Below are 20,193 nucleotides of genomic sequence, written 5' to 3'. Positions count from 1 at the left end.
GGGGCGTGACAACGCCCGGGTTGGCGAAGAGTCTGCGCCAGCGAAAAACGGATGTCAATCGTTGTCGATAACGTTTTACATGGCTAGTCTGAGGCGATGCAGCCCAGTTCCAGGGTGACCATCCGTGACGTCGCGGCCCACGCCGGCGTCTCGGTGGCCACGGTTTCCAAGGTGATCAACGATCGCTACGGCGTCTCCGCCGCCACCCTCGCCAAGGTCCGGGCGGTGATCGAAGAACTCGGCTACGAAGCGAGCCTCGTCGCGCAGAGCCTGCGCAACCACCGGACCAACGTGATCGGGATCCTGGTCGCCGACCTCGAACCGTTCTCCACCGAGCTGCTCAAGGGGGCCGCCGACGCCATCCGCGGCAGCGGCTTCGAGCTCGTCGTCTACTCCGCCGGCGGGCGCACCGGCGACCCGAAGGGCTGGGAGAAGCGCTACCTCTCCCGGCTGAGCGGCACCCTCGTCGACGGCGCCGTGCTGGTCACGCCTGCGGTGTCCCTGGAGGCCGTGCCCGGAACGCCGGTGGTGGCCGTCGACCCGCACACCGGGCCGTCGCACCTGCCCACCATCGACTCCGACAACCTGCGCGGCGCGCAGCTGGCCACCGAGCACCTCCTGGAGCTGGGCCACCGGCGGATCGCCTTCCTCGCCGGACGGCCCGACCTGCAGTCCGCCGAGCTGCGCAAGACCGGCTACCTGCGGGCGCTGACCGCGGCCGGCGTGCCGTTCGACGAGAGCCTGATCCGGGACGGCGCCTACGACCCGGAGATCTCCGCGGCCTCGGCGCACGAGCTGCTGACCGGGCTCGACCGGCCGACCGCGGTGTTCGCCGCGAACGACATCTCGGCCATCGCGACCGTCGGCGCCGCCCGCGAGCTGGGCCTTTCGGTGCCCGAAGACCTTTCCGTGGTGGGCTTCGACAACGTGCCCGAGTCGGCGCTCTGCAGCCCACCACTGACCACAGTGGACCAGCCGATCCGCGAGATGGGCCACCGCGCGATCAGCATGCTCATCGCGCTGATCAACGGCGACGAGGTCGAGCGCACCCACCTGACCCTGGACACGGGCCTCGTGGTGCGCAGCTCGACCTGCGCCCTCTCCTGATCTTTCTCCCCGACGAAGGGCGGACCGCCTTGACCACGCAGCCCACCGAGTCCTCCGACGACTTGGATGCCTTGGAGGCCTTGGGTTCCTTGCCGGACACCGCGTCCGCGGAGCCGTGGCGCGACCCCGCCGGCGACCCCGCCGAGCGCGTCCGTGCCCTGATGGCGCGGATGACCCTGCGTGAGAAGCTCGCCCAGCTCTACGGCGTCTGGGTCGGCATCGACGCGGGCGGCGAGATGGCCCCGCACCAGCACGACTTCGTCGACGCCGGGATCGACCTCGACGACCTCGCCCGGCACGGCATCGGCCAGCTGACCAGGGCGTTCGGTACCCGCCCCGTCGACCCGGCGATCGGCGCCCGCACCCTCGCGCGCACCCAGCGGCAGATCACCACGAGCAGCCGGTTCGGGATCCCCGCCGTGGTGCACGAGGAATGCCTGACCGGGCTCGCCGCGTGGCAGGCCACCGTCTACCCGGCGCCGCTGTCCTGGGGCGCGAGCTTCGACCCGGACCTGGTGCGCCGCATGGGCGAGCGGATCGGGCTGACCATGCGCCGCCTCGGCGTGCACCAGGGGCTCGCCCCGGTCCTCGACGTCGCCCGCGACCTGCGCTGGGGCCGCGTCGAGGAGACCATCGGCGAGGACCCGTACCTGGTCGGCACCATCGGCGCCGCCTACGTCGCCGGGCTGGAGTCGGCCGGCGTCATCGCCACGCTGAAGCACTTCGTCGGCTACTCCGCTTCGCGCGCGGGGCGGAACCTGGCGCCGGTTTCGGCCGGCCCGCGCGAGATCGCGGACGTCCTGCTCCCGCCGTTCGAGCTGGCGCTGCACGCGGGCGCGCGGTCGGTGATGAACGCCTACAACGACATCGACGGTGTCCCGGCCGCCGCCGACCCGACCCTGCTGACGGACCTGCTGCGCGAGACCTACGGGTTCACCGGCACCGTCGTCTCCGACTACTTCGCCGTGGCGTTCCTGCACCGGCTGCACGGCGTCGCGGGCGGTCGCGGTGACGCCGCCGGCCAGGCGCTGGCCGCGGGCATCGACGTCGAACTGCCGACCATGGACTGCTACGGCGAGCCGCTGCTCGCCGCGGTGGAAGAGGGCTCGGTCGACGCCGCCGTCGTCGACCGGGCCCTCGAACGCGTGCTGCGGCAGAAGTGCGAGCTGGGGCTGCTCGACGCGGGCTGGGCGCCGGACGTGCCCGAGGAGGTCGACCTCGACGACGACGAGTCCCGCGCGCTGGCCCGGGAGGTCGCCGAGCGCTCGATCGTGTTGCTGCACAACGACGGCACGCTCCCCCTGGCTCCCGGGCGCAAGGTCGCCGTCGTCGGCCCGCGCGCGGACGCGGCCGGCGCGATGATGGGCTGCTACTCGTTCCCGCTGCACGTCGGCGTCCACCACCCCGACGTCCCGTTCGGCATCGAGGTGCCGACGGTCGCCGAGGCCTTGCGCGACGACCACGACGTCACCTACGCCCTGGGCTGCCCGGTGACCGGCGGGGACGACGAGGGGATCGCGGAGGCGGTCTCGGCGGTGGCCGCCGCGGACGTCTGCGTCGCGGTGCTGGGCGACCGGGCCGGGTTGTTCGGCGGCGGGACGTCCGGCGAAGGCTGCGACGCACCCGACCTGCGGCTGCCCGGCCGTCAGGAAGAGCTCCTCGAAGCCCTGCTGGCGACGGGCAAGCCGGTGATCCTGATCCTGCTCTCCGGCCGGCCGTACGAGCTGTCGCGGCAGGCCGAGCGGCTGGCGGCGATCGTCTGCGGCTTCTACCCGGGCGAAGAGGGCGGGCCCGCGCTCGCCGGTGTCCTCAGTGGACGGATCAACCCCTCGGGACGGCTCCCGGTCGGTTTCCCGGCGGCCGGGGCGAGCCAGCCCTCGACGTACCTGGCGGCGCCGCTGGCCCGCCGCAGCGAGGTGAGCACGGTCGACCCGACCGCGCTGTTCCCCTTCGGCCATGGGCTTTCCTACGCGCCGGCGACCTGGCAGGACGTCAGCGCGACCGGTTCGCTCTGGCCGACCGACGGCACCTGCCGGGTCCGGGTGACGCTGCGCAACGACCACGACCGGCCGACGTCGGAGGTGGTCCAGGTGTACCTGCACGACCCGGTCGCCGAGGTGGCCCGCCCGGAACGTCAGCTGATCGCCGCCCGCCGGGTCGACCTCGCCCCCGGCGAGACGCGGGTGCTGGACATCGGGCTGCACGCGGACCTGACGTCCTACACCGGCCGCGCGGGCCGTCGCCTGGTCGAGCCGGGTGACGTCGAACTGCGCGTCGGCACGTCGAGCGAGCGGATCGTCTCGACGTTGCACTGCACCCTGTCCGGGCCCCGCCGGGAGGTCGGGTTCGAGCGCGTGCTGGCGCCGGAGTTCTCGTCGTGAAGCGGCCGTTGGTGATCGCCGTGCTGGTGGCGCTGACGGCGCTGTTCGTCGGCGCGTCCGGCCGGCCGCCCTCGTCGCAGTGGGTGGCGACCTGGACGTCGATGCCGCAGCTGACCGAACCGGGGAACCTGCCCCCGGCCCCGTTCACCGGCGCGGACCGGGTCCTCGACAACACGACACTGCGCCAGACCGTCCACGTTTCCGTGGGCGGCCCGCGCATCCGGCTGCGGTTCTCGAACGCCTTCGGCGGCGCTCCCCTGCCGCTGACGGCGGTGTCGGCGGCCCGGCCGGTCGGCGGTCACGCCGGGGTTCCGGGCTTGGTCCCGGGCAGTTCGGTGCCGGTCACGTTCCACGGAAGGCCGTCCACGACGGTCCCGATGGGCGCGCAGGTGGTGTCCGATCCGCTGCCGTTCCCGGTGCGGGCGGCGGAGAACATCACCGTGACGGCCTACCTCGCGCACGGCCAGGCATCGACGTCGATCACCTCCCACCCGGGCTCGCGCACGACGTCGTACCTGGTGACGGGTGACCAGGCGGGCGCCCCGGACCTGCCGGGCGCGACCCCGGTGGACCACTGGTACTTCCTCAGCGGTGTCGAGGTGCTCTCCCCCGCGTCGGCGGTGGCGGTGATCGGCGACTCCCTGAGCGACGGCCGCGGCTCGACGACCAACGGCAACGACCGCTGGCCGGACGTCCTGGCCGCGCGCACGTCGTCGGCCGTGTTCAACCAGGCGGCGGGCGGCAACCGCGTGCTGCAGGACGGCCTGGGTCCGAACGTCCTGGCCCGGCTGGACCGCGACCTGCTGGCCCAGAGCGGCGTCGAGTGGGCGATCGTGTTCGAGGGCGTGAACGACATCGGCACCGCGGCACCCGAGGCCGCGGCGCAGACCGCGGACGACCTGATCGACGCCTACGACCAGATCATCACGCGGGCCCACGCGAAGGACATCCGCGTCTACGGCGCGACGTTGACGCCCTTCGGCGGCAACTCCCCGTACGACACCCCGGAGCGCGAAGCGGCTCGTCAGCGGGTCAATACCTGGATCCGCGGCCACTTCGACGCCGTGCTCGACTTCGACCGCGTGGCCCGTGATCCGGCGGTCCCCGCGCGGCTCCTGCCCGCCTACGACGTCGGCGACCACCTGCACCTCAACCCCGCCGGGTACCGGGCGCTCGCGTCGAGTGTCCCTTATGGACTGTTCGACCACCGCTGACGCTCCCCCGCGGGGGTGAACACGTGCTTGTGAAGCCGACCACAATCCTTTGTGGATTGTGGTCGGCTTCCTCGTCTCTCCGTCGCACCGCAAGAGACATGATCACCCCATCGAGTGGATCTTGTTGTTGATCTTCATCAATCGAGGGCTTTGCGTGTGACGCACCGTCGCTCATCTTGGGAGTAAAGGATTTCCCGGCTGGGCCGGTCGGGAAGACCACCCCGGCGCACCGCCGGGCCGGGCCGCCGGGCCGCTGTTAGTGTTCGCCCGCCCTGGTCCGGACCACGCTCGCCGCGGCCGGACCGGTCCCCCGGAACTCCTTGAGAAAAGACGGACCTTGACCCACCTGAACCACCCCGGCCCGCGCGAATCGTGGTCCCCGCAGCCCGGCTCGCCGGACTGGCACGTCACCGCGTTCCTCGGGCCGCGGCCGGGCGCCGGCGACCGCACGCAGATCGACACGGTCCGCGAGCTGCGCGCCCGGATCCTGTTCGACCACGGCCGCCGCCCGGCGTTCCTCCGCTCGGACGGCTCCCACGCCGACGACCAGGACCTCGACTTCGGCGCGTGGCACTTCGTCGCCCGCCGCAGCCCCGGCGGCGAGCCGCTCGGGTACATCCGGCTGTCCACACCGGACTCCGGCGACCGGTTCCAGTCCCGGGCCTACCTCGGCGACGCGGACTACGAGGCATTCCTGGCGGCCGAAGACATTCCCGTGTCCGAGGTGTTCGAGCACAGCCGGCTCGTCGTCGAGCACCGGGCCCGCAAGCTCGGGCTCGGGCAGTACCTCAACGCGCTGGCGATCGGCGCGGCCCACCACCTCGGCGCGCGGGCGATGATCGGCACGTCCGGCACGAAGGACGGCCAGGACCGGTTCCACGAGCGGTTCGGCTTCCGGCCGGTGCCCGGCACCCGCCGCTACGTCCCGCAGTACACCGAGGACGTCGTGATCATGTTCCACCGCGTCCTCGACGGCGCGGGCCGGCAGCACGACCTCGTGACGCGGCTGCGGGACGAGTTCCCGCTCATCGCGGCGAGCGGCCCGTCGCCGCTGCTCCCCCGGCCGCGGACGCCCCGTGTGGCGCCGCTCGCGCTGACTGAAGCCGCCCCGCCCGACCGCGAGGTCTGGCGCCCGGTGCTGTTCACCGCGGTCCACCACCAGGCGCTCGACCGGCTGCTGGCCTCCGGCGAGGTCCGCGAAATCCACGACACCCTCGACGAGCAGCTCACCGAACTGGTCCGCAGCCGCGAGCCGGGCTGCCGGGACGCCGCCGAGATCGCGCGCAAGAAGACCGAACAGCTGGCGGGCGTCGCGGCGTGGGAGTACGGCACCTGGGTCTGGTACCCGTGGTCGGGGCGGCTGGTGCACGTGCTGCCGCGCGAGGAGTTCCGGCTCGTGCGCACCGACCGCAACCGCGGCCGGATCGAGCGGCCCGAGCAACGCGAGCTGCTCACGAAGCGGATCGGGATCATCGGCCTGTCGGTCGGGAACAGCGCGGCGCTGACGTTCGCGCTCGAGGGCATCGGCGGCGCGTACAAGCTGGCCGACTTCGACGAGTTCGGGCTGTCCAACCTGAACCGGCTGCGCGCCGGCGTGCACCACCTCGGCGTCAACAAGGCGGTGCTGACCGCGCGCCAGATGTTCGAGATCGACCCGTACCTCGACATCGAGATCGAGCGGGACGGCCTGACGCCGGAGACCATCGAGGACTTCTTCGACGGCGGTGTGGACCTGCTGGTCGAGGAGTGCGACACCCCGTGGGTCAAGATCGCGGCCCGCGAGTACGCGCGCGACCTCGGCATCCCGGTGGTGATGGACTGCAACGACCGCGGGATGCTGGACGTCGAGCGCTTCGACCTCGAGCCGGACCGCCCGCTGCTGCACGGGCTGCTGGGTGACGTGAAGTCCGTCGACCTGGCCGAACTCGGGCACCAGCAGAAGGTCGACCTGATCCTGGCGATGGTGGACGCCGACCGGATCAGCCCGGAGCTGGCCGCGTCGTTCGGTGAGCTCGGGCACACGCTCAGCAGCTGGCCGCAGCTGGCTTCCGGGGTCGCGCTCGGCGGCGCGCTCTGCGGCGAGGCGGCCCGCCGCGTCCTGCTCGGCCGGCCCTGCGCGTCCGGCCGGTTCTACACCGATCTTTCCCAGCAGGTCAGCCCGTCCCGCAACGTCTTCGCCGGCGGTGCGGTGTGAACCTCCCCGTCACCGTCGCGGGCACCGGCGTCCACCTCCCGCCCGAGGTGGTCACCAACGCCGAGCTCGCCTCGACCCTGGACACCTCCGACGAGTGGATCGTCAGCCGCACGGGCATCCGCGTCCGCCGTCGCCTCGCCCCGGACCGCGCAACGTCGGACATGTGCGTGGCGGCGGCCCACCCCGCGCTGGCGGCCGCGGGCGTCACCGCCCGCGACGTCGACGCGATCATCGTCGGGACCTACACCTACGACCAGCCCCTGCCGTCGACGGCGCTGATCGTGAAGGAGCTGCTGGGCGCGGACCGCGCGCTGACGCTGGACATCACGCAGGCGGCGTGCGCGAACGGCGTCCAGGCGCTGTTCCTCGCCGCGCACCTGCTCCAGACGTCGGCGGCCGAGACGGTGCTGGTCATCGCGGCGGACTGCGCTTCCCGCGTCACCGATCCGGCGGACCGCACGACCCGCGTGTTCTTCGGCGACGCGGCGGGCGCGGCGGTCCTGACCCGTGCGTCGTCGGCGGGTGCCGGGCTCCTGGGCTGGGACTTCGGCACGGAGCTGTCGTACGACGTGGAGATCCCGGCGGGCGGGTCCCGCCTCCCGGCGTTCGCCGCGTCGGCGCGGGACCACTACCTGAAGATGGACGGCCGCGCGGTCTGGAACACCGCGACCCGCTGCCTGCCGGACAGCATCCTCCGCGCGGTCGACGAGGCCGGGCTGGCGATGGAGGACGTGACGCACTTCTTCCTCCACCAAGCCAACCTGAACATCATCACCGCGGCGCTGGACAAGCTGGGCGTCTCCCGGGCGAAGGCGCCGATCACGGTGGACCGGCTCGGCAACACCGGCTCGGCGGGCGTGTTCACGGCGTTGCACGCGGCGTTCGGCGAGGGCGCGGTGAGCCCGGGCGACACGTACGTGGTGTCGTCCATCGGGGCGGGCTTCCAGTGGGGAACTCTCTGCTTCCGCCACGGCTGAGGTGATCCCCGGCGGGGGCGGCGGCGCGGTACTGGACATCTCTTGGACACAAGGGAAAACGTGATGGCGGGGCACGTGATGGAGGTCACCCTCATGCCCTATAGTGGCGCCGTCTGTTCGTCCCCACCCGCAGTCGTCGCTCCCGAAAAGGGGAAATTCATGTCCGACGTCATCAACAGCATCTTCGGCCGCGCCAACAGCGGCACCACCACTCCCGGCGGGTACGCCGCCCCTCACACCGAGACCGAGTCCGAGACCGTGGACACGGCCGCCGCGCCCGAAACCGTTGACACCGACGCGATCGAGGAGACCCCGGCCGACACCGTCGAGCCGGCCGAGGACGCCGTCGAGACCGACGACACCGAGACCGCCGAAGCCGAGACCTCCGACGAAGCCGAAGCCGACGAGGACCTCGAGGACGAGGCCGTTACCGAGGAGTCCGACGAAGACGCGGTGGAAGCCGACTCCGCCGAGGACGAGACCACCGAGGACACCGACGTCGTCGACACCGAGGACGACAGCGACGACGACGCCGAGGCCACCGCCGAGGTCGCGGAAGCGCCGTCCACCGAAGAAACCCCGGTCGAAGCCGCGGCGGTGGCGGACGTCGTCGACGAGGCCGAGCGGGTTGCCGCGGCCGCGGCCCGGCCCGCCGCCGGCACCCGTGGCGCCACCACGATCGGCGACGACGTCGTCGTGAAGATCGTGGCCCGCGTCGCCCGCAAGGCCGAGGGCGTGCACGAAATCGCCGCCGACGGTGTCGAGGTCGCGGTCGACGGCGACGTCGCCACCATCACCATCTCGCTGGTCATCGAGTTCGGCCACGCCGTCAAGGCGCTCGGCGAGCAGATCCGGACCGACGTGATCAACGCCGTCGAACAGTTCCTGGGCCTGGACGTCGAGGGCGTCGACGTCCACATCGCCGACATCCACTTCCCCGACGCCGACTGACCTCCACCACGGTTCGGTCCCGGGGCGCGCCCCGGGACCGGGCTAGCGGAGCACCCGGTACCGCAGGTGGGTCACGCCGTTCCCGTCCAGCCGCCGGACGAGGTCCAGCTCGACCGGGTCCGTCTCGGCGAACAGCCGGCGGCCGCCGCCGAGCAGCACCGGGACCAGGTGGATCTCCATCTCGTCGAGCAAACCCGCGCGTAGCAAGGACTGTGCCGCACTCGCGCCGTGCACCATCACCGGCTTGTCGCCGGCCGCCGCCACCGCTTCGGTCACGCACGCGGTGACGTCCGTGTAGAACCGCGCGCTTCCGGGCGGCTCGTCGCCGGAGTCGACGTGGTGCGTCAGGACGTGGATCGGGACGCCGTCGTGGTGATCACCGTTCCAGCGACCGGCCAGCTCGAACGTCCGGCGGCCCGAGATCAGCGCGCCGGTGCCCAGCGCCTCACGGTAGATCCGGCCGTTGACACCGTCGCCCAGCCGGTCGTCCAGCCAGGTGAACAGGCGTCCACCACCACGGCCGAGCTCCTGGCCGGCGCGGTCGTCGGGGCCCGTGACGAACCCGTCGAGCGACATCGACATGTACAGAATCACCGGGGACATGAGAACCTCCTTCACCGGTGCGTCGAACGAGCGACGCCCGGATCGACAGGCTCAGCCGTCTTCCCGGGCCCGGCTGATCACCTCCTCCAGGCGCAGCGGGCTCGACGGGTGGTGGGTCAGGCACAGCGGCGTCGCCACCTGGCGGAAGCCGAACGCCTCCCCCGCCACGTAGAACTGCGCGCGCTCCAGGCGCGAGATGTCCGCGACCGGGCTGCCCTTCGCGCGCGCCAGCTCGTTGGCCGCCGCGATCTGGGCCGGGCTGTTGAGCCGGCCGAAGAACTGCGTCATCGCGTTGCCGACCACCTGGTTGTGCAGGCCTTTCGGAGCCTGCGTCGCGAACAGCAGCCCCAGGCCGTACTTGCGGGCCTGGGACGCGAGCACGATCGTGCTGCGCGTGCTCGCCGTCAACGTCCCGGACGCGGCCAGCGTCTGGGCTTCGTCCATCACGAACAACGCCCCGAGCGGCCGCTCCCCCGCCGGGTTCCGCTTGATCCAGGCGAACAGCTCCATCTGCAGCTGGTTGACGAAGTTCTGCCGCTGCGCCTCCGCCGGCAGCCCGACGAAGCTGATCACCGACACCCGCGCCCGGTGCCCCGCGGCCGGGGTCAGCAGCACACCCGGGTCCACGGGCTCACCGCCGCCGGCGAACAGCGGGTCGTTGACCATCGCCGCCTTGAGCACCTCGGCCAGGTCGGCCGCGATCCGCTTGGCGTCGTTGAGGTTGCTCACGTCCTCGGGCAGATCGGACAGCAGTTCGATCAGCTCCGGCAGACTGCGCGACCCGGTCCGCGCATAGTGGATCACGGCCTGCCGCAGCACCGCCAAACCGATGTTGGCCTTCACCGTCGTCCCGGTCAGCCGAGCCTGCGGCGCCAGCGTCGCCACCGCGACCTCGACAGCCGCGGTGAACTCGTCGGCGTCGTCCAGAACCCCGGCGAAGTCGGGCAGCGGCTGGAAAGCCAGCGGCCGCCCGGTCGCCCGCCCGGGCGTCCAGACCACGACGTCCGTCTCCGCCAGATAGCGCTTCGCCAGCTGGGCGTCGTCCGGCCCCCAGCCCGCGGGCGGCTCGGGCCAGGCGTCACCGAGGCGGGAGAGGTCGTTGTTCGGATCCAGGACGATCGCGGAAACCCCGAGCAGAGCGCACTCCTCGACGATCCGCCGAAGCAGCACGGTCTTCCCCGACCCGGACCCGGCGAAGATCGCGGCGTGCTTGCGCAACGCCGAAAGCCCGATCCGCACGGGCTCCCCCGACCCGACAACGGTGCCGAGCGTGATCTCCCCATCAGCCGGCGGCGGGTGCGTCCCCTCGGCGGCCGACTGCCCCAGCGGCTTCTCCGGAGTCCGCAGTGGCGCCTTCCCGTTGGCACGCTGCCCGTTCGACGGCGGCGGCAGCACCGCGGCCAGCAGGTCCGAACGGCTGGCCGGACGCCGGTCGACGAGCCATTCGTGCAGCTCGCGGCCACCGTGCTCGAGCATCCGGTCGAGCGCCCAGAACGTACGCACGTCCGGGTCGGACAACGGTTTCGTGCGCCCGCCCGCGGCCTCGAAGGCACCGACCTCCTCGCGGGTCTTCGCGCCCGAGGACCACTTCGGCTCCCGGATGATCACGAGGTGCCGGTTGTCCGCGCCCAGCCGCTGGCCCGCCGCCGACCGGGCCTTGCGGAACCGGCTCAGCGCGGCCCGGGGGTGCTGGGCGGCGATCGCCCGGAAACCCCAGTGCTCCTGGAGATCGGAGGCCTCGTCGACCGTCCGGGTCAGCCAGGCGTGCAGGTCGCCGCGCCCGTTCTGGTGCTCGCACACCCATTCCAGGTTGTCGTCGCCGACCTCGGTGATCCAGCTCCGCAACGCGGCCGACAGCAGGTCGGGCATGACCTTGTCCTCGGTCTTCTCGTTGCGCAGCTTCTCGGGGTCCGCTTCCGCCTTCAGCTGCTCGAACTCCGCGTCGAGGTCGGCGAACTGGTCGGGCTGCACCACGGTCCGCAGAGGTGCGACCGGTACCGGAGCCTGTTCGTCGAAGGACGTGAGCTCCCGGACCCGGCCGGAGCGCAGGCACGTGTCGATGTGGGCACCGATGCGCTTCAGCAGTTCTCGTGGAGTCCACTGCTCCCAAGGCCCGGTGAAGGCTTCCGGCGCGATCGGCCAGGTCGGGTGCGGCGGGGTGAACCCCATGCTCTGGTAGGCGACGCCGAGCCGCTTTTCCACCAACGCCCGGCCGAGCTGGGCATCGGTGATCCGGCCGAGCGTCACCGACTCGCGGAAGCGATCGGGCACGGTGCCGGCGGCCTTCGTCTTGATCTGCTCCCACGTGCTGGGCAGGCAGGCCAGCACCGTCAGGGTCTTGTGGGTGACTTCGCGCAGCCCCATCAGCCCGTCGGCGATCTGAGCCACCAGCAGGTCTTCCTCTGCGCTGTCCCCGATCTGCTGGGTGAGCTGCATCGACCGCGCGACAAGGGTGTCGAGCTGGTCCACGGCGATCACGACCGGGCCGGTGAGAGCGAGCAGCCGGGTGATCTCGTGCACCAGAGCGCGCGCGGGCTTCGGCCGCGGCCGGATCCCCCAATCCTTGGCGTCGGACGTCAGTTCGTCGTCCCCGTCGAGGTAGTCCTCGCCGACGTACCGGGCACTGCGGTCGCGGCTCGCGAGAAGCACGAGGGCCCGGGCGGTGTCCTCGCATTCGTCGGCGACCATCCCGTCGAGGGAGGCCACCCCTTCGACGAAGGCGTCGATGTCGTCCACGGTCACGCCCTTGCCCAGCCGGAGCCTGGTCGTGACCTCGGCATTGACATGCGCGCGCAGGCACACCCGCAGCAGGAAGGCCTTCAGCTGCGACTCGCCCGTCTCGTCCGGCCGGGACAGTCCCCGTCGCAACGCTTCGGCCGTGTTGTCCCAGAACGCGTCCGCCGCGGTGACCTCGTCGAGGAAGAAGTAGCCGCGCGCCCGGTGCACGTGCCGGCGGACCAGGCCCAGCAGGTGGGTCTTGCCGACGCCCTTCAGCCCGCGCAGGACCAGCCCGATCGGGCTGGGACCGTCGCTGGCCGTGGCGTCGCGGATGCCCGTGTCGAGGGCGGCGAGGGCATCGGCGTGCAGACCGTCGACGTGGTACGGCGAATCCCGCCACACGTGGTCGGGGGTGTCCGCCCAGTCGAACCTCAGCGCCGCCAACGCGGTTAGTTCGTCCATCACAGCACCTCGATCGAGAGCAGGTGGTTGTCCTCACCACCGATGCGGATCGCCGCCTCGTGGTGGGCGGCGGTGAGGGCCTTGCGGTTGTCCTCCGGCACCAGGTGGATCTTCCCGGCGGCGCTCAGCTCCTTGAGCACGGCGTCGACCTCGTCGGCGGGTTCACCGAGCTTCGGCCGCAGGTCCACCAGCCCGACCCAGCCGCGGGGTTCCTTGACCAGTTCCCGGTAGGCGATGCGGATTCGGCCCTCGAGATCCTCGACCACGACATCCGGTTCGGGCTCGGACTCGGGTTCCGGCCCGGGGTCGGCCTCGAAGATGTTCGCCAGGCGCAGCTTCTCCCGCCGCAGGTAGCCGTGCAGGCCGCCGAGAAGAACGTACATCGAGGAGCACAGCACGCTTTGCGGGCGAGGCGGCGGCGGGCTCCCCGCCGCGAGCTCGTCTTCACACCAGGCCCAGCCGCGGTCGGTCAGCTGGTGGACGAACGGGCGGCCAATCTTTTCGCTGGTGATGTACCCGCTGTCCTTCAGCTGGGTGCGCTCCTTGCCGGTCAGGGTGAAGCCCACCAGTTCCTGCAGTTCCGGGTTGGGCACCTCCCGGCCCAGCACCATCAGCGTGAACATCGCCGCGGTCTGCTTGTGTCCCAAGCGGTCGGTCATCCGAGATCCTTCCGGTGGTTCGTGTGCTGAAACGTGGTTTGCGCCCGGACGTCCAGGACGCGCAGGAGCCAGCCGATCGCCTTGCGGGTCTCCGCCGGCGCGGGGTGGTGGCGGTCGCCGGCCGGGGACCGGGGTTTGATCACCAGGGTCAGGTCGGCGGCGAGGTCCCGGACCCGGGCGTCGTCGCCGGCGCCGACCGCGGCGCGCAGGTCGTGCACCAGCTCGTCGACCAGGTCCCACCTGGACGGTCGGAGCCGCGAGTCGGCGGCCTGCCGCAGCAACGCGACGAGGTCGACGTCCTCGGCGTCGACCAGCGGGGTGACCCCCTTCAGCTGGCCGACCAGTTCGCGGGCCACCTCGGCCGGGCCGCGCGTGGGGCCCAGGCGCAGGTACCGCAGGTTGCCGACGTGCGCGGGGAAGGCGTTCGGTTCCGTGCCCGGGGTCAGGACCGTGATCACCCGGCGGTCCTGACCGAGTGGCTGGTGCAGGAACAGCTCGACCTCCGCCGACTGCCAGCGGCTGACCTGGCCGTCGACGACCAGGCACAGGTGGCGGGCTTCGTCTTCGGGCTTGGTGAGCAGCGATCGCTCTCCCGAGTACGACTTGACCACCTTGATCCCGTGCGTCTCCAGCTCCGCGACCAGCGCGTCGGAGACCGACCTCGCGGTCCGCGGGATGCTCACGCGCACGTCGTGGGCGAACTCGCGCCGGCTCTCGCGGACCGCGGCGACGTAGGCGTCGCGGTTGCCCGCCAGCAGGTCCGTGCGGTCCATCCGGTGCGCGACCACCGCTGCGACGGTCTCCAGCGCGAAGCCGATCTGGTCCGCGCTCGGGGTCTTCTCGTCCACGACCGGCAGCTGCTCGCCGAAGCTCCAGTACGAAACGTAGGGCAGCGTCAGGTGCCGGGACATCGCGTCGACGTCCACCCGCTGGTCGAGCCACGTCCGGAACAGCTCGCCGGTCTCGTCGGCGCAGATGCGGCGCCACTTCTCCGACCGGTCGTACTCCTCGCGGTTGTCGAACCGGGACAGGACGGGCAGCACGGTCAGGCGCGGCCGGTCGAAGGGCAGCCGGTTGCGCGCCACGTCCGCGCGCCGCGCCAGGTCGACCGCGCCGCGGACGCTCTGCAGGTTCGCCGTGAACAGCACCACGAGGTGGTCCGGGAGGTGCGCGGTGCAGATCCCGCCGATGTCGGAGATCCCGGTGCGGCTGTCGATGAGGACGAAGTCGTACTCGTCCGTCCAGCGCTCCCGGCACCGTTCGAGGTAGTCGCCGAACCCCTCGACGTACAGGGCTTCCCAGTCGATGTCCTGCACCTGCCGGACGTAACCCGGATCGTCCCGCCCGGCGGCCATGAAGTCGAGGGTCTTCACCCCCTGCAGCCGCAGCACGTGCGCGGCGGGGTCGAACCGGCCGGCGCGGAAGTCGTCCACCAGGTCGACCACGCCGCCCGGCGGTGCCGAGGGCAGCAGGTCGCGGAAGTACTCGCGCAGGCCGGGCGCCTCCAGGTCCCAGTCCAGGCACAGCACCCGGTTGCCCCAGCGGGCCAGCAGCACGGCGATGTTGGCGAGCGCGAAGCTGCGCCCCACCCCGCCCTTGTACGAGTAGAAGGTGAACACCGACCCGGGCATCCGTCAGAACCTCGGGATCCGCGCCGGCACCGGCGGGTCGGCGGCCGGGGTGAGCACCGGCCAGTCGGCCCGCCACTCCGGCGCCAGCTCGATGAGCTCCTCCAGCTCCTTGGCGATCCTGCCGATCTCCTGGTGGAACTCCAGGTAGGCCGGTGCGGTCTGGAAGTGCTCGTAGGGGAAGTTCCACTGCTGCAGGTCACGCATGCGCCGCTCGTGGGCGAAGTCGGGGAAGTTCCAGGAGTCGCAGTAGATGACCGGGTAGATCAGCTGCCGCGGCCCGCCGGGTGAGGTGCGCCCGGCCAGTTCCTCCCGTTTCGCCATCGAGTGCCATTCGGCCAGGCACCATTCGTCCTTGAAGTACTTCGGGGAACAGACGGGTACCAGGACGCGCGCACGCTGCAGCGCCGACCGCAGCTCCGACGGCCAGTTCGTCCCGGCCCGCATCTGGTCGTCGAAGAATATCCGGACGTCCCGGTAGAGGTTGTTGTCGAGCGACTCGGACAGGCGGCGGTGAAAATGATTCCTGACCCACGCGGATATGTCGCTGCTGGAGCGTTGGTAGCTGATGAAGACGTCGTACTGGTACACGCGTGGCATCGCTCCCTCGCCGCTCCCCACCAGGCGGACCACAGCCTAGATCGGCTGCACACCGGCGAAGAAGACGAGAAACCTGACAGATTCTGGACAATTACTGGCCACGCCGGAAGATGATCGAAAACCCGGCCTTGACAAACTCTGGTACCACGGAAACATGACGCACTGGCGTGAATGGGCTCACGCCTCCGTGGTGTTGTCGAAAAATGCACCGATCGGTGAATCACCGACCGACTCGAAGGAGCGCCGATGTCCGACCGCGAGGCGCCGCGGGTGTTCGTCACCTATTCGCACGACACCCCCGAGCACAAGGAACTCGTGCAGCGGTTCGCGAAGTTCCTGCGCGCGGCCATCGGCTTGGACGTGCACCTCGACGCCTGGTACGACAACCGACGGCGGGACTGGTCACTGTGGGCCGTCGAGCAGCTCACCAAGGCGGACTTCATCCTGGTCATCGCCTCGCCCGACTACAAGCGCCGGGCCGACGGCGAGGCGGCGGCCGACGAGGGCCGGGGCGCGCAGTTCGAGACGGCGATCATCCGGGACAACCTGACCCGGGACCTGCGCCGGGAAACCGAACGCATGCTGCCCGTCATCCTGCCCGGGCGGTCGGTCGAGGAGATCCCGGCCTTCCTCAACGGCCACTCGACGACGAGGTACCACGTCGACGAGTTCACCGAAGCCGGGATCGCCGACCTGCTCGCCGCGATCACCGGGCACGGCCAGTACTCGATGCCGCGGCGGGGCGCCTGGCGCGGCGGCTCCCGGGAGCGTCAGCGCATGCCGGTCAACGAGCTGCCGTGGGTCGTCGCCAGCAACGGAGTCCGCCGCGACAGCGCGCTGATCGGCGGAATCCGTTACGAAGACAGCATCGTGCTCCGGCCCGTGGCCCCCGCCACCGGTTCCGGCGGGTTCGTCGAAATGGACCTCGGCGGCGAGTACCACCGGCTGACCGCAGTGGTCGGCGTGCTGGACGACGCCGCCGACCCGTTCCAGGTCGGGCACTTCCAGGTCTTCCTCGACGGCGCCCCGCAGTCCGAACACCAGGTGGCGCGCGGCAAACCGGCGGCGATCGACCTCGACGTCACCGGGGCGTCGCGGCTGCGGCTGGAGATGTCCCGCCCCGGCGTGACCGCTTCGCCCTTCGGCGGTGCCGCCGTCGGGATCCGGCCACGGGCGGGCCGCCCGCCGGAGCTGGCGTGGGGCGACCCGACCATGACCTAGGTGCCGCCGTCAGGGCGTGATGACCACCTTCAGCGCCGAGTTCGCCGCCGCGTTGGCGAAGACCTCGTAGGCCTCGTCCATCTCGCCGAAGGTGAACGTGTGCGTGCCCATCTTCTCCGCCGGGATGCGGCCCGAGGAGACCATCTTCAGCAGTGTCGGGATCGAGACCGTGTCCACCAGGCCCATGGTCAGGGTGACGTTCTGGATCCACATCTCCTGCATCGGCAGCTCGACCGGCACGCCGTGGACGCCGATGTTCGCGATGCGGCCGCCCGGGCGGACCAGGGACGCCGCCGTCTGCAGGGTCTGGGGGTAGCCGACCGCCTCGATCGAGACGTCGACGCCGAGGCCGTCCGTCATGGCCAGGACGTCGGCGCGGGTGTCCGGGCCGGCTTCGATCGCGTCCGTCGCGCCGAAGTCGAGGGCCTTCTCCAGGCGGAACTTGTTGGAGTCCACCGCGATCACCTTCGACGCGCCCCACAGGCCGGTCGTGAGGATCGCCGACAGGCCGACCGCGCCCGCGCCGACGACCGCCACCGTGTCGCCCGGGCGGACGCGCCCGGCCAGGACGCCGACCTCGTAGCCCGTCGGCAGCGAGTCGGCCAGGAAGATCGCCTGCTCGTTCGTGACGTCGTCCGGGACCGCGTACAGCGACGTGTCCGCGAACGGCACGCGCACCAGCTCCGCCTGGGTGCCGTCGATGAGGTGGCCGAAGATCCAGCCGATCCCGCCGACCGTCTGGCAGTGCGACGGCATCCCGCGGCCGCAGTACTCGCAGCGGCCGCACTGGGTGATCGCCGGGACGAGCACCCGGTCGCCGACGGCGAACGCCCGGACCGCGTCCCCGACCGCCGTCACCGTGCCAACCGCCTCGTGGCCGAGGATCCGGCCGTCGGTCACCGCCGCGACGTCGCCCTGCAGGATGTGCAGGTCGGTGCCGCAGATGGTGGTCGTGTCGACCCGCACGACCACGTCGGTCGGCTCCTGGACGACCGCGTCCGGGACGTCTTCCCAGGCCTTCGCGCCCGGACCGTGGTAGACCAGAGCCTTCATCGTCGCCTCCGGCGACCGCCCGGCACCCGCGTCCGGGCACGGCCGCCCACCGAACGTAGGACGGTGGCGGCCGCCCGGCTGTCGCAATATGAGACTGCGGCTCAGGTGTACCAGGTCGGCTCGGGCACCTCGCCGCGCAGCGCGTAGACGCCGACCTCACGCCGTTTGTAGGCCACCGGGTCGTGCAGCGAGTGGGTGCGGAGGTTCCGCCAGAACCGGTCCAGGCCGTACTTGGCCGCGCTCGCCCGCGCGCCGGTCAGCTCGAAGATCCTGGTCCCGATCTCCAGCCCGGTTTCGATCACGCGCTGCTTGGCCGCGGCGATCAGCACCGCGAGCTCGCCGCGGGCCTCCGGCGTCAGCTCCTCCCGCGGCGCGTGCAGCACCCGGGAGATCGCCGCGCCGGCCTTGTCGGTGAGGGCCTCCGCCGCCCACAGCTTGGCCTGGAGATCACCGTAGCCGTCGAGGATGTACCACTCCTCGACGGCGGCGTCCTTGTCGTCGCCGCCGTACGGCCACGGCCGCGTGCGCTCGCGGGTGTAGGCCAGCCCGGCTTCGAGGGCGCCCTGGGCGATGCCGAGGTAGAAGTTGGTGAACACGAGCTGGATCGCCGGGACGTTGAGCGTGTTGTACGTGAGCGGGTGGAACTTCCGGTCGACGTAGCCCGCCGCGCTCGCCCACGGCACCCGGACGTCGGTGATGCTGACGCTGCCGGACTCGGTGAGCCGCTGGCCGAGGTTGTCCCAGTCGTCGTGGAAGACGATCCCGTCCTGTTTGGACGGTACGATCGCGAAGACGTGGTCCTCGGTCCCTTCGAGGATGCCTTCGAGCACGGTCAGGTCGGACACCTTGCTGCCGGTGGAGAACGACTTGTGTCCGTTGTAGACGATCTCGTCGCCGTCCTCGGTGATGGTGAGGTCGGAGTCACGGGGGTTGACCGCGCCGCCGAAGAAGAAGTTGTTGGTGGTGTACAGCTCTTCGACGGCCGCGATCTGGTCGTCGGTGGCGACCAGCCGCGCCGCCCAGGCCCATAGGTAGTGGTAGCCGAGCAGCTGCCCGATCGAGCCGTCCGCGCGGGCGATCTCGCGCGTGACGCGGTAGGCGGTTTCCCAGGTCTGGCCGCCGCCACCGTGTTCGGCGGGGCCGAGCAGGGTCACCAGCCCGGTGTCCTTGAGCAGCTGGACTTCCTGGTACGGCGTGGCGTTGCCGCGATCGCGCTCGACGGCGTCGACAGCGAGCTTCGCGGCGACGTCCTTCGCCGTCGCGATCCAGTTTTCCGTTGTGGTCATGGGGTTTCCTTCGTTCGGGCATGACAAGGAGCCCGCGTGCGCGGGGTGCGTTCGGGATGGGGTGGGTCAGGCGGTACAGCGGGTGAAGGGGCTGCCGTCCATGATCCCGAGTACACCGTGACGCTCCGTGGGTGTCAACGGACGTCCGCGCGCTGGGAACCGGTCAGCCATCCTCGGCGTTGCGCGCCATGAAGCTCTTCGCGTCCCCCGCCGAGGGGTCCACGAACACGATGTCGTCCGGCCTGCGCCGGGGCACGTCGATCGCCAGCACGACGAGGGGTTCCGACGTGATGCGAGGGAAGCCGTGGACCTTGCGCCGCTCGAAGGCCAGGAACAGGCCCGGGCGGGCTTCGAACTCCTCGCCGTCGAGGTGGAACGTGCCGCGGCCGCTGAGCAGGTACAGGTGCTCGTCGCACTCCTCGTGGTAGTGCAGCGGGACTTCACGGTAGATCCGGAAGATCCGGGCGCTGGCCGAAGCCTTGTCGACGAAGTACTTGTCCACCAGCATGGTCTCGGCGGTCTCGGGCAGCGCCGCGGCTTCCGCGAGGACGTCGAACACGCTCTGGGTGTTGTCACTCTCCATGGCTTCCGAACCTAGCCGACCAACGGCAGCAGCACCTCGTCGACGATCGCCTCGACTTCGGCCGCCGGTACCGGGCCGGACTCGATGTGCGCGACGAGGACCAGGCGCGGGCCGACCGCGGCGAGCCGCGCGGTGCCGGCCTCCCCCAGCAGTTCCTGGATCAGCTCCTGCCGCGGCCGGAACACGAGGTCGCGGACCCTCTCGAACAGCGCCGGGTACCGCTGCCGCTGAGTGATCAGCTGGACGAGCGCGCGGCCGTGCGGCTCGTCCAGCACCCGGGCGAAGCCGCCGAGCAGCACCATCAGGTCCCCGCGCAGGCTGCCGGTGCGCGGTGACGGGGTCTCGCCGAAGCCGGCGGCCGGGTCGGTCAAGGCGGCCAGTACGAGATCCGCGGTCGTCGACCAGCGCCGGTAGAGCGCCGCCTTCCCGGTGTGGGCTCGCAGGGCGATCTTCTCGAAACTCAGCTCCTCGAAGCTCGACTCCGCCAGCTCGGCCAGCGCCGACGAGTAGATCGCCCGCACCAGCTCGTCACCTCGCCGCCGTGTGTCCGGCATCG

General features: G+C 71.2%; 16 protein-coding genes. 7 read left to right on the top strand and 9 right to left on the bottom strand.

What is annotated here, in order from left to right:
* Positions 1-96: 96 nt before the first annotated feature.
* The 6 genes from ACIOD2_RS02975 to ACIOD2_RS02950 all read left to right on the top strand — a co-directional run bounded on the left by ACIOD2_RS02975 (position 97) and on the right by ACIOD2_RS02950 (position 8,824).
* The gene (locus tag ACIOD2_RS02975) at positions 97-1,107 is read left to right on the top strand and encodes a LacI family DNA-binding transcriptional regulator (RefSeq protein WP_400533542.1); all 1,011 of its coding nucleotides are present in this window, start codon (positions 97-99) and stop codon (positions 1,105-1,107) included.
* 161 nt (positions 1,108-1,268) lie between these two features.
* Entirely contained in the window at positions 1,269-3,488 is a 2,220-nt protein-coding gene (locus tag ACIOD2_RS02970; RefSeq protein ID WP_400535387.1) for a beta-glucosidase, read from the top strand.
* On the top strand, positions 3,485-4,702 hold the full coding sequence (locus ACIOD2_RS02965) for an SGNH/GDSL hydrolase family protein (RefSeq protein WP_400533539.1): 1,218 nt from the start codon (positions 3,485-3,487) through the stop codon (positions 4,700-4,702). The genes ACIOD2_RS02970 and ACIOD2_RS02965 overlap by 4 nt, the downstream gene beginning before the upstream one ends.
* 337 nt (positions 4,703-5,039) lie before the next feature.
* Entirely contained in the window at positions 5,040-6,896 is a 1,857-nt protein-coding gene (locus tag ACIOD2_RS02960) for a ThiF family adenylyltransferase (RefSeq protein WP_400533536.1), read from the top strand.
* A complete protein-coding gene (locus ACIOD2_RS02955; protein ID WP_400533534.1) occupies positions 6,893-7,873 on the top strand; it encodes a 3-oxoacyl-ACP synthase III family protein in 981 nt (326 codons plus the stop codon). The genes ACIOD2_RS02960 and ACIOD2_RS02955 overlap by 4 nt, the downstream gene beginning before the upstream one ends.
* Before the next feature lie 159 nt (positions 7,874-8,032).
* Positions 8,033-8,824 carry an Asp23/Gls24 family envelope stress response protein gene (locus ACIOD2_RS02950; RefSeq protein WP_400533531.1) on the top strand — a complete coding sequence of 264 codons (792 nt, stop codon included), beginning with the start codon at positions 8,033-8,035 and terminating at the stop codon, positions 8,822-8,824.
* 42 nt (positions 8,825-8,866) lie between these two features.
* Here ACIOD2_RS02950 and ACIOD2_RS02945 read toward each other — a convergent pair whose 3' ends face one another.
* The 5 genes from ACIOD2_RS02945 to ACIOD2_RS02925 are packed head-to-tail and all read right to left on the bottom strand — an operon-like array spanning position 8,867 to position 15,494.
* Positions 8,867-9,427, bottom strand: coding sequence for a dihydrofolate reductase family protein (locus ACIOD2_RS02945; protein ID WP_400533529.1), 561 nt, complete (start codon positions 9,425-9,427; stop codon positions 8,867-8,869).
* A 51-nt stretch (positions 9,428-9,478) separates the two neighbouring features.
* Positions 9,479-12,607: an ATP-binding protein gene (locus ACIOD2_RS02940; RefSeq protein WP_400533527.1), complete on the bottom strand. Its 3,129-nt coding sequence runs from the start codon at positions 12,605-12,607 to the stop codon at positions 9,479-9,481.
* Positions 12,607-13,266 carry a hypothetical protein gene (locus ACIOD2_RS02935; RefSeq protein ID WP_400533525.1) on the bottom strand — a complete coding sequence of 220 codons (660 nt, stop codon included), beginning with the start codon at positions 13,264-13,266 and terminating at the stop codon, positions 12,607-12,609. The genes ACIOD2_RS02940 and ACIOD2_RS02935 overlap by 1 nt, the downstream gene beginning before the upstream one ends.
* Positions 13,263-14,897: a CATRA system-associated protein gene (locus tag ACIOD2_RS02930; RefSeq protein ID WP_400533523.1), complete on the bottom strand. Its 1,635-nt coding sequence runs from the start codon at positions 14,895-14,897 to the stop codon at positions 13,263-13,265. Before ACIOD2_RS02930 ends, ACIOD2_RS02935 begins: the two co-directional genes overlap by 4 nt.
* Before the next feature lie 3 nt (positions 14,898-14,900).
* On the bottom strand, positions 14,901-15,494 hold the full coding sequence (locus tag ACIOD2_RS02925) for a TIR domain-containing protein (RefSeq protein WP_400533521.1): 594 nt from the start codon (positions 15,492-15,494) through the stop codon (positions 14,901-14,903).
* 246 nt (positions 15,495-15,740) lie between these two features.
* Here ACIOD2_RS02925 and ACIOD2_RS02920 point away from each other — a divergent pair, with 246 nt between their 5' ends.
* On the top strand, positions 15,741-16,715 hold the full coding sequence (locus ACIOD2_RS02920) for an SEFIR domain-containing protein (protein WP_400533519.1): 975 nt from the start codon (positions 15,741-15,743) through the stop codon (positions 16,713-16,715).
* A gap of 9 nt (positions 16,716-16,724) precedes the next feature.
* On the opposite strand, the gene ACIOD2_RS02915 is transcribed toward ACIOD2_RS02920, so the two are convergent.
* From ACIOD2_RS02915 to ACIOD2_RS02900, 4 genes are all read right to left on the bottom strand, one after another.
* Positions 16,725-17,768, bottom strand: a complete 1,044-nt coding sequence (locus ACIOD2_RS02915) for an alcohol dehydrogenase catalytic domain-containing protein (protein WP_400533517.1) — start codon at positions 17,766-17,768, stop codon at positions 16,725-16,727.
* A gap of 101 nt (positions 17,769-17,869) precedes the next feature.
* A complete protein-coding gene (locus ACIOD2_RS02910; RefSeq protein WP_400533515.1) occupies positions 17,870-19,054 on the bottom strand; it encodes an acyl-CoA dehydrogenase family protein in 1,185 nt (394 codons plus the stop codon).
* A 163-nt stretch (positions 19,055-19,217) separates the two neighbouring features.
* Positions 19,218-19,637, bottom strand: a complete 420-nt coding sequence (locus tag ACIOD2_RS02905) for a cupin domain-containing protein (RefSeq protein ID WP_400533513.1) — start codon at positions 19,635-19,637, stop codon at positions 19,218-19,220.
* A gap of 11 nt (positions 19,638-19,648) precedes the next feature.
* A complete protein-coding gene (locus tag ACIOD2_RS02900; RefSeq protein ID WP_400533511.1) occupies positions 19,649-20,191 on the bottom strand; it encodes a TetR-like C-terminal domain-containing protein in 543 nt (180 codons plus the stop codon).
* Positions 20,192-20,193 lie beyond the last annotated feature (2 nt).

This window comes from Amycolatopsis sp. NPDC088138 (genome assembly GCF_044741685.1).
GTDB lineage: Bacteria > Actinomycetota > Actinomycetes > Mycobacteriales > Pseudonocardiaceae > Amycolatopsis.
The sequence above is the reverse complement of the archived record's forward strand: the minus strand, read 5'-3'. Positions and strand labels throughout refer to the sequence as shown.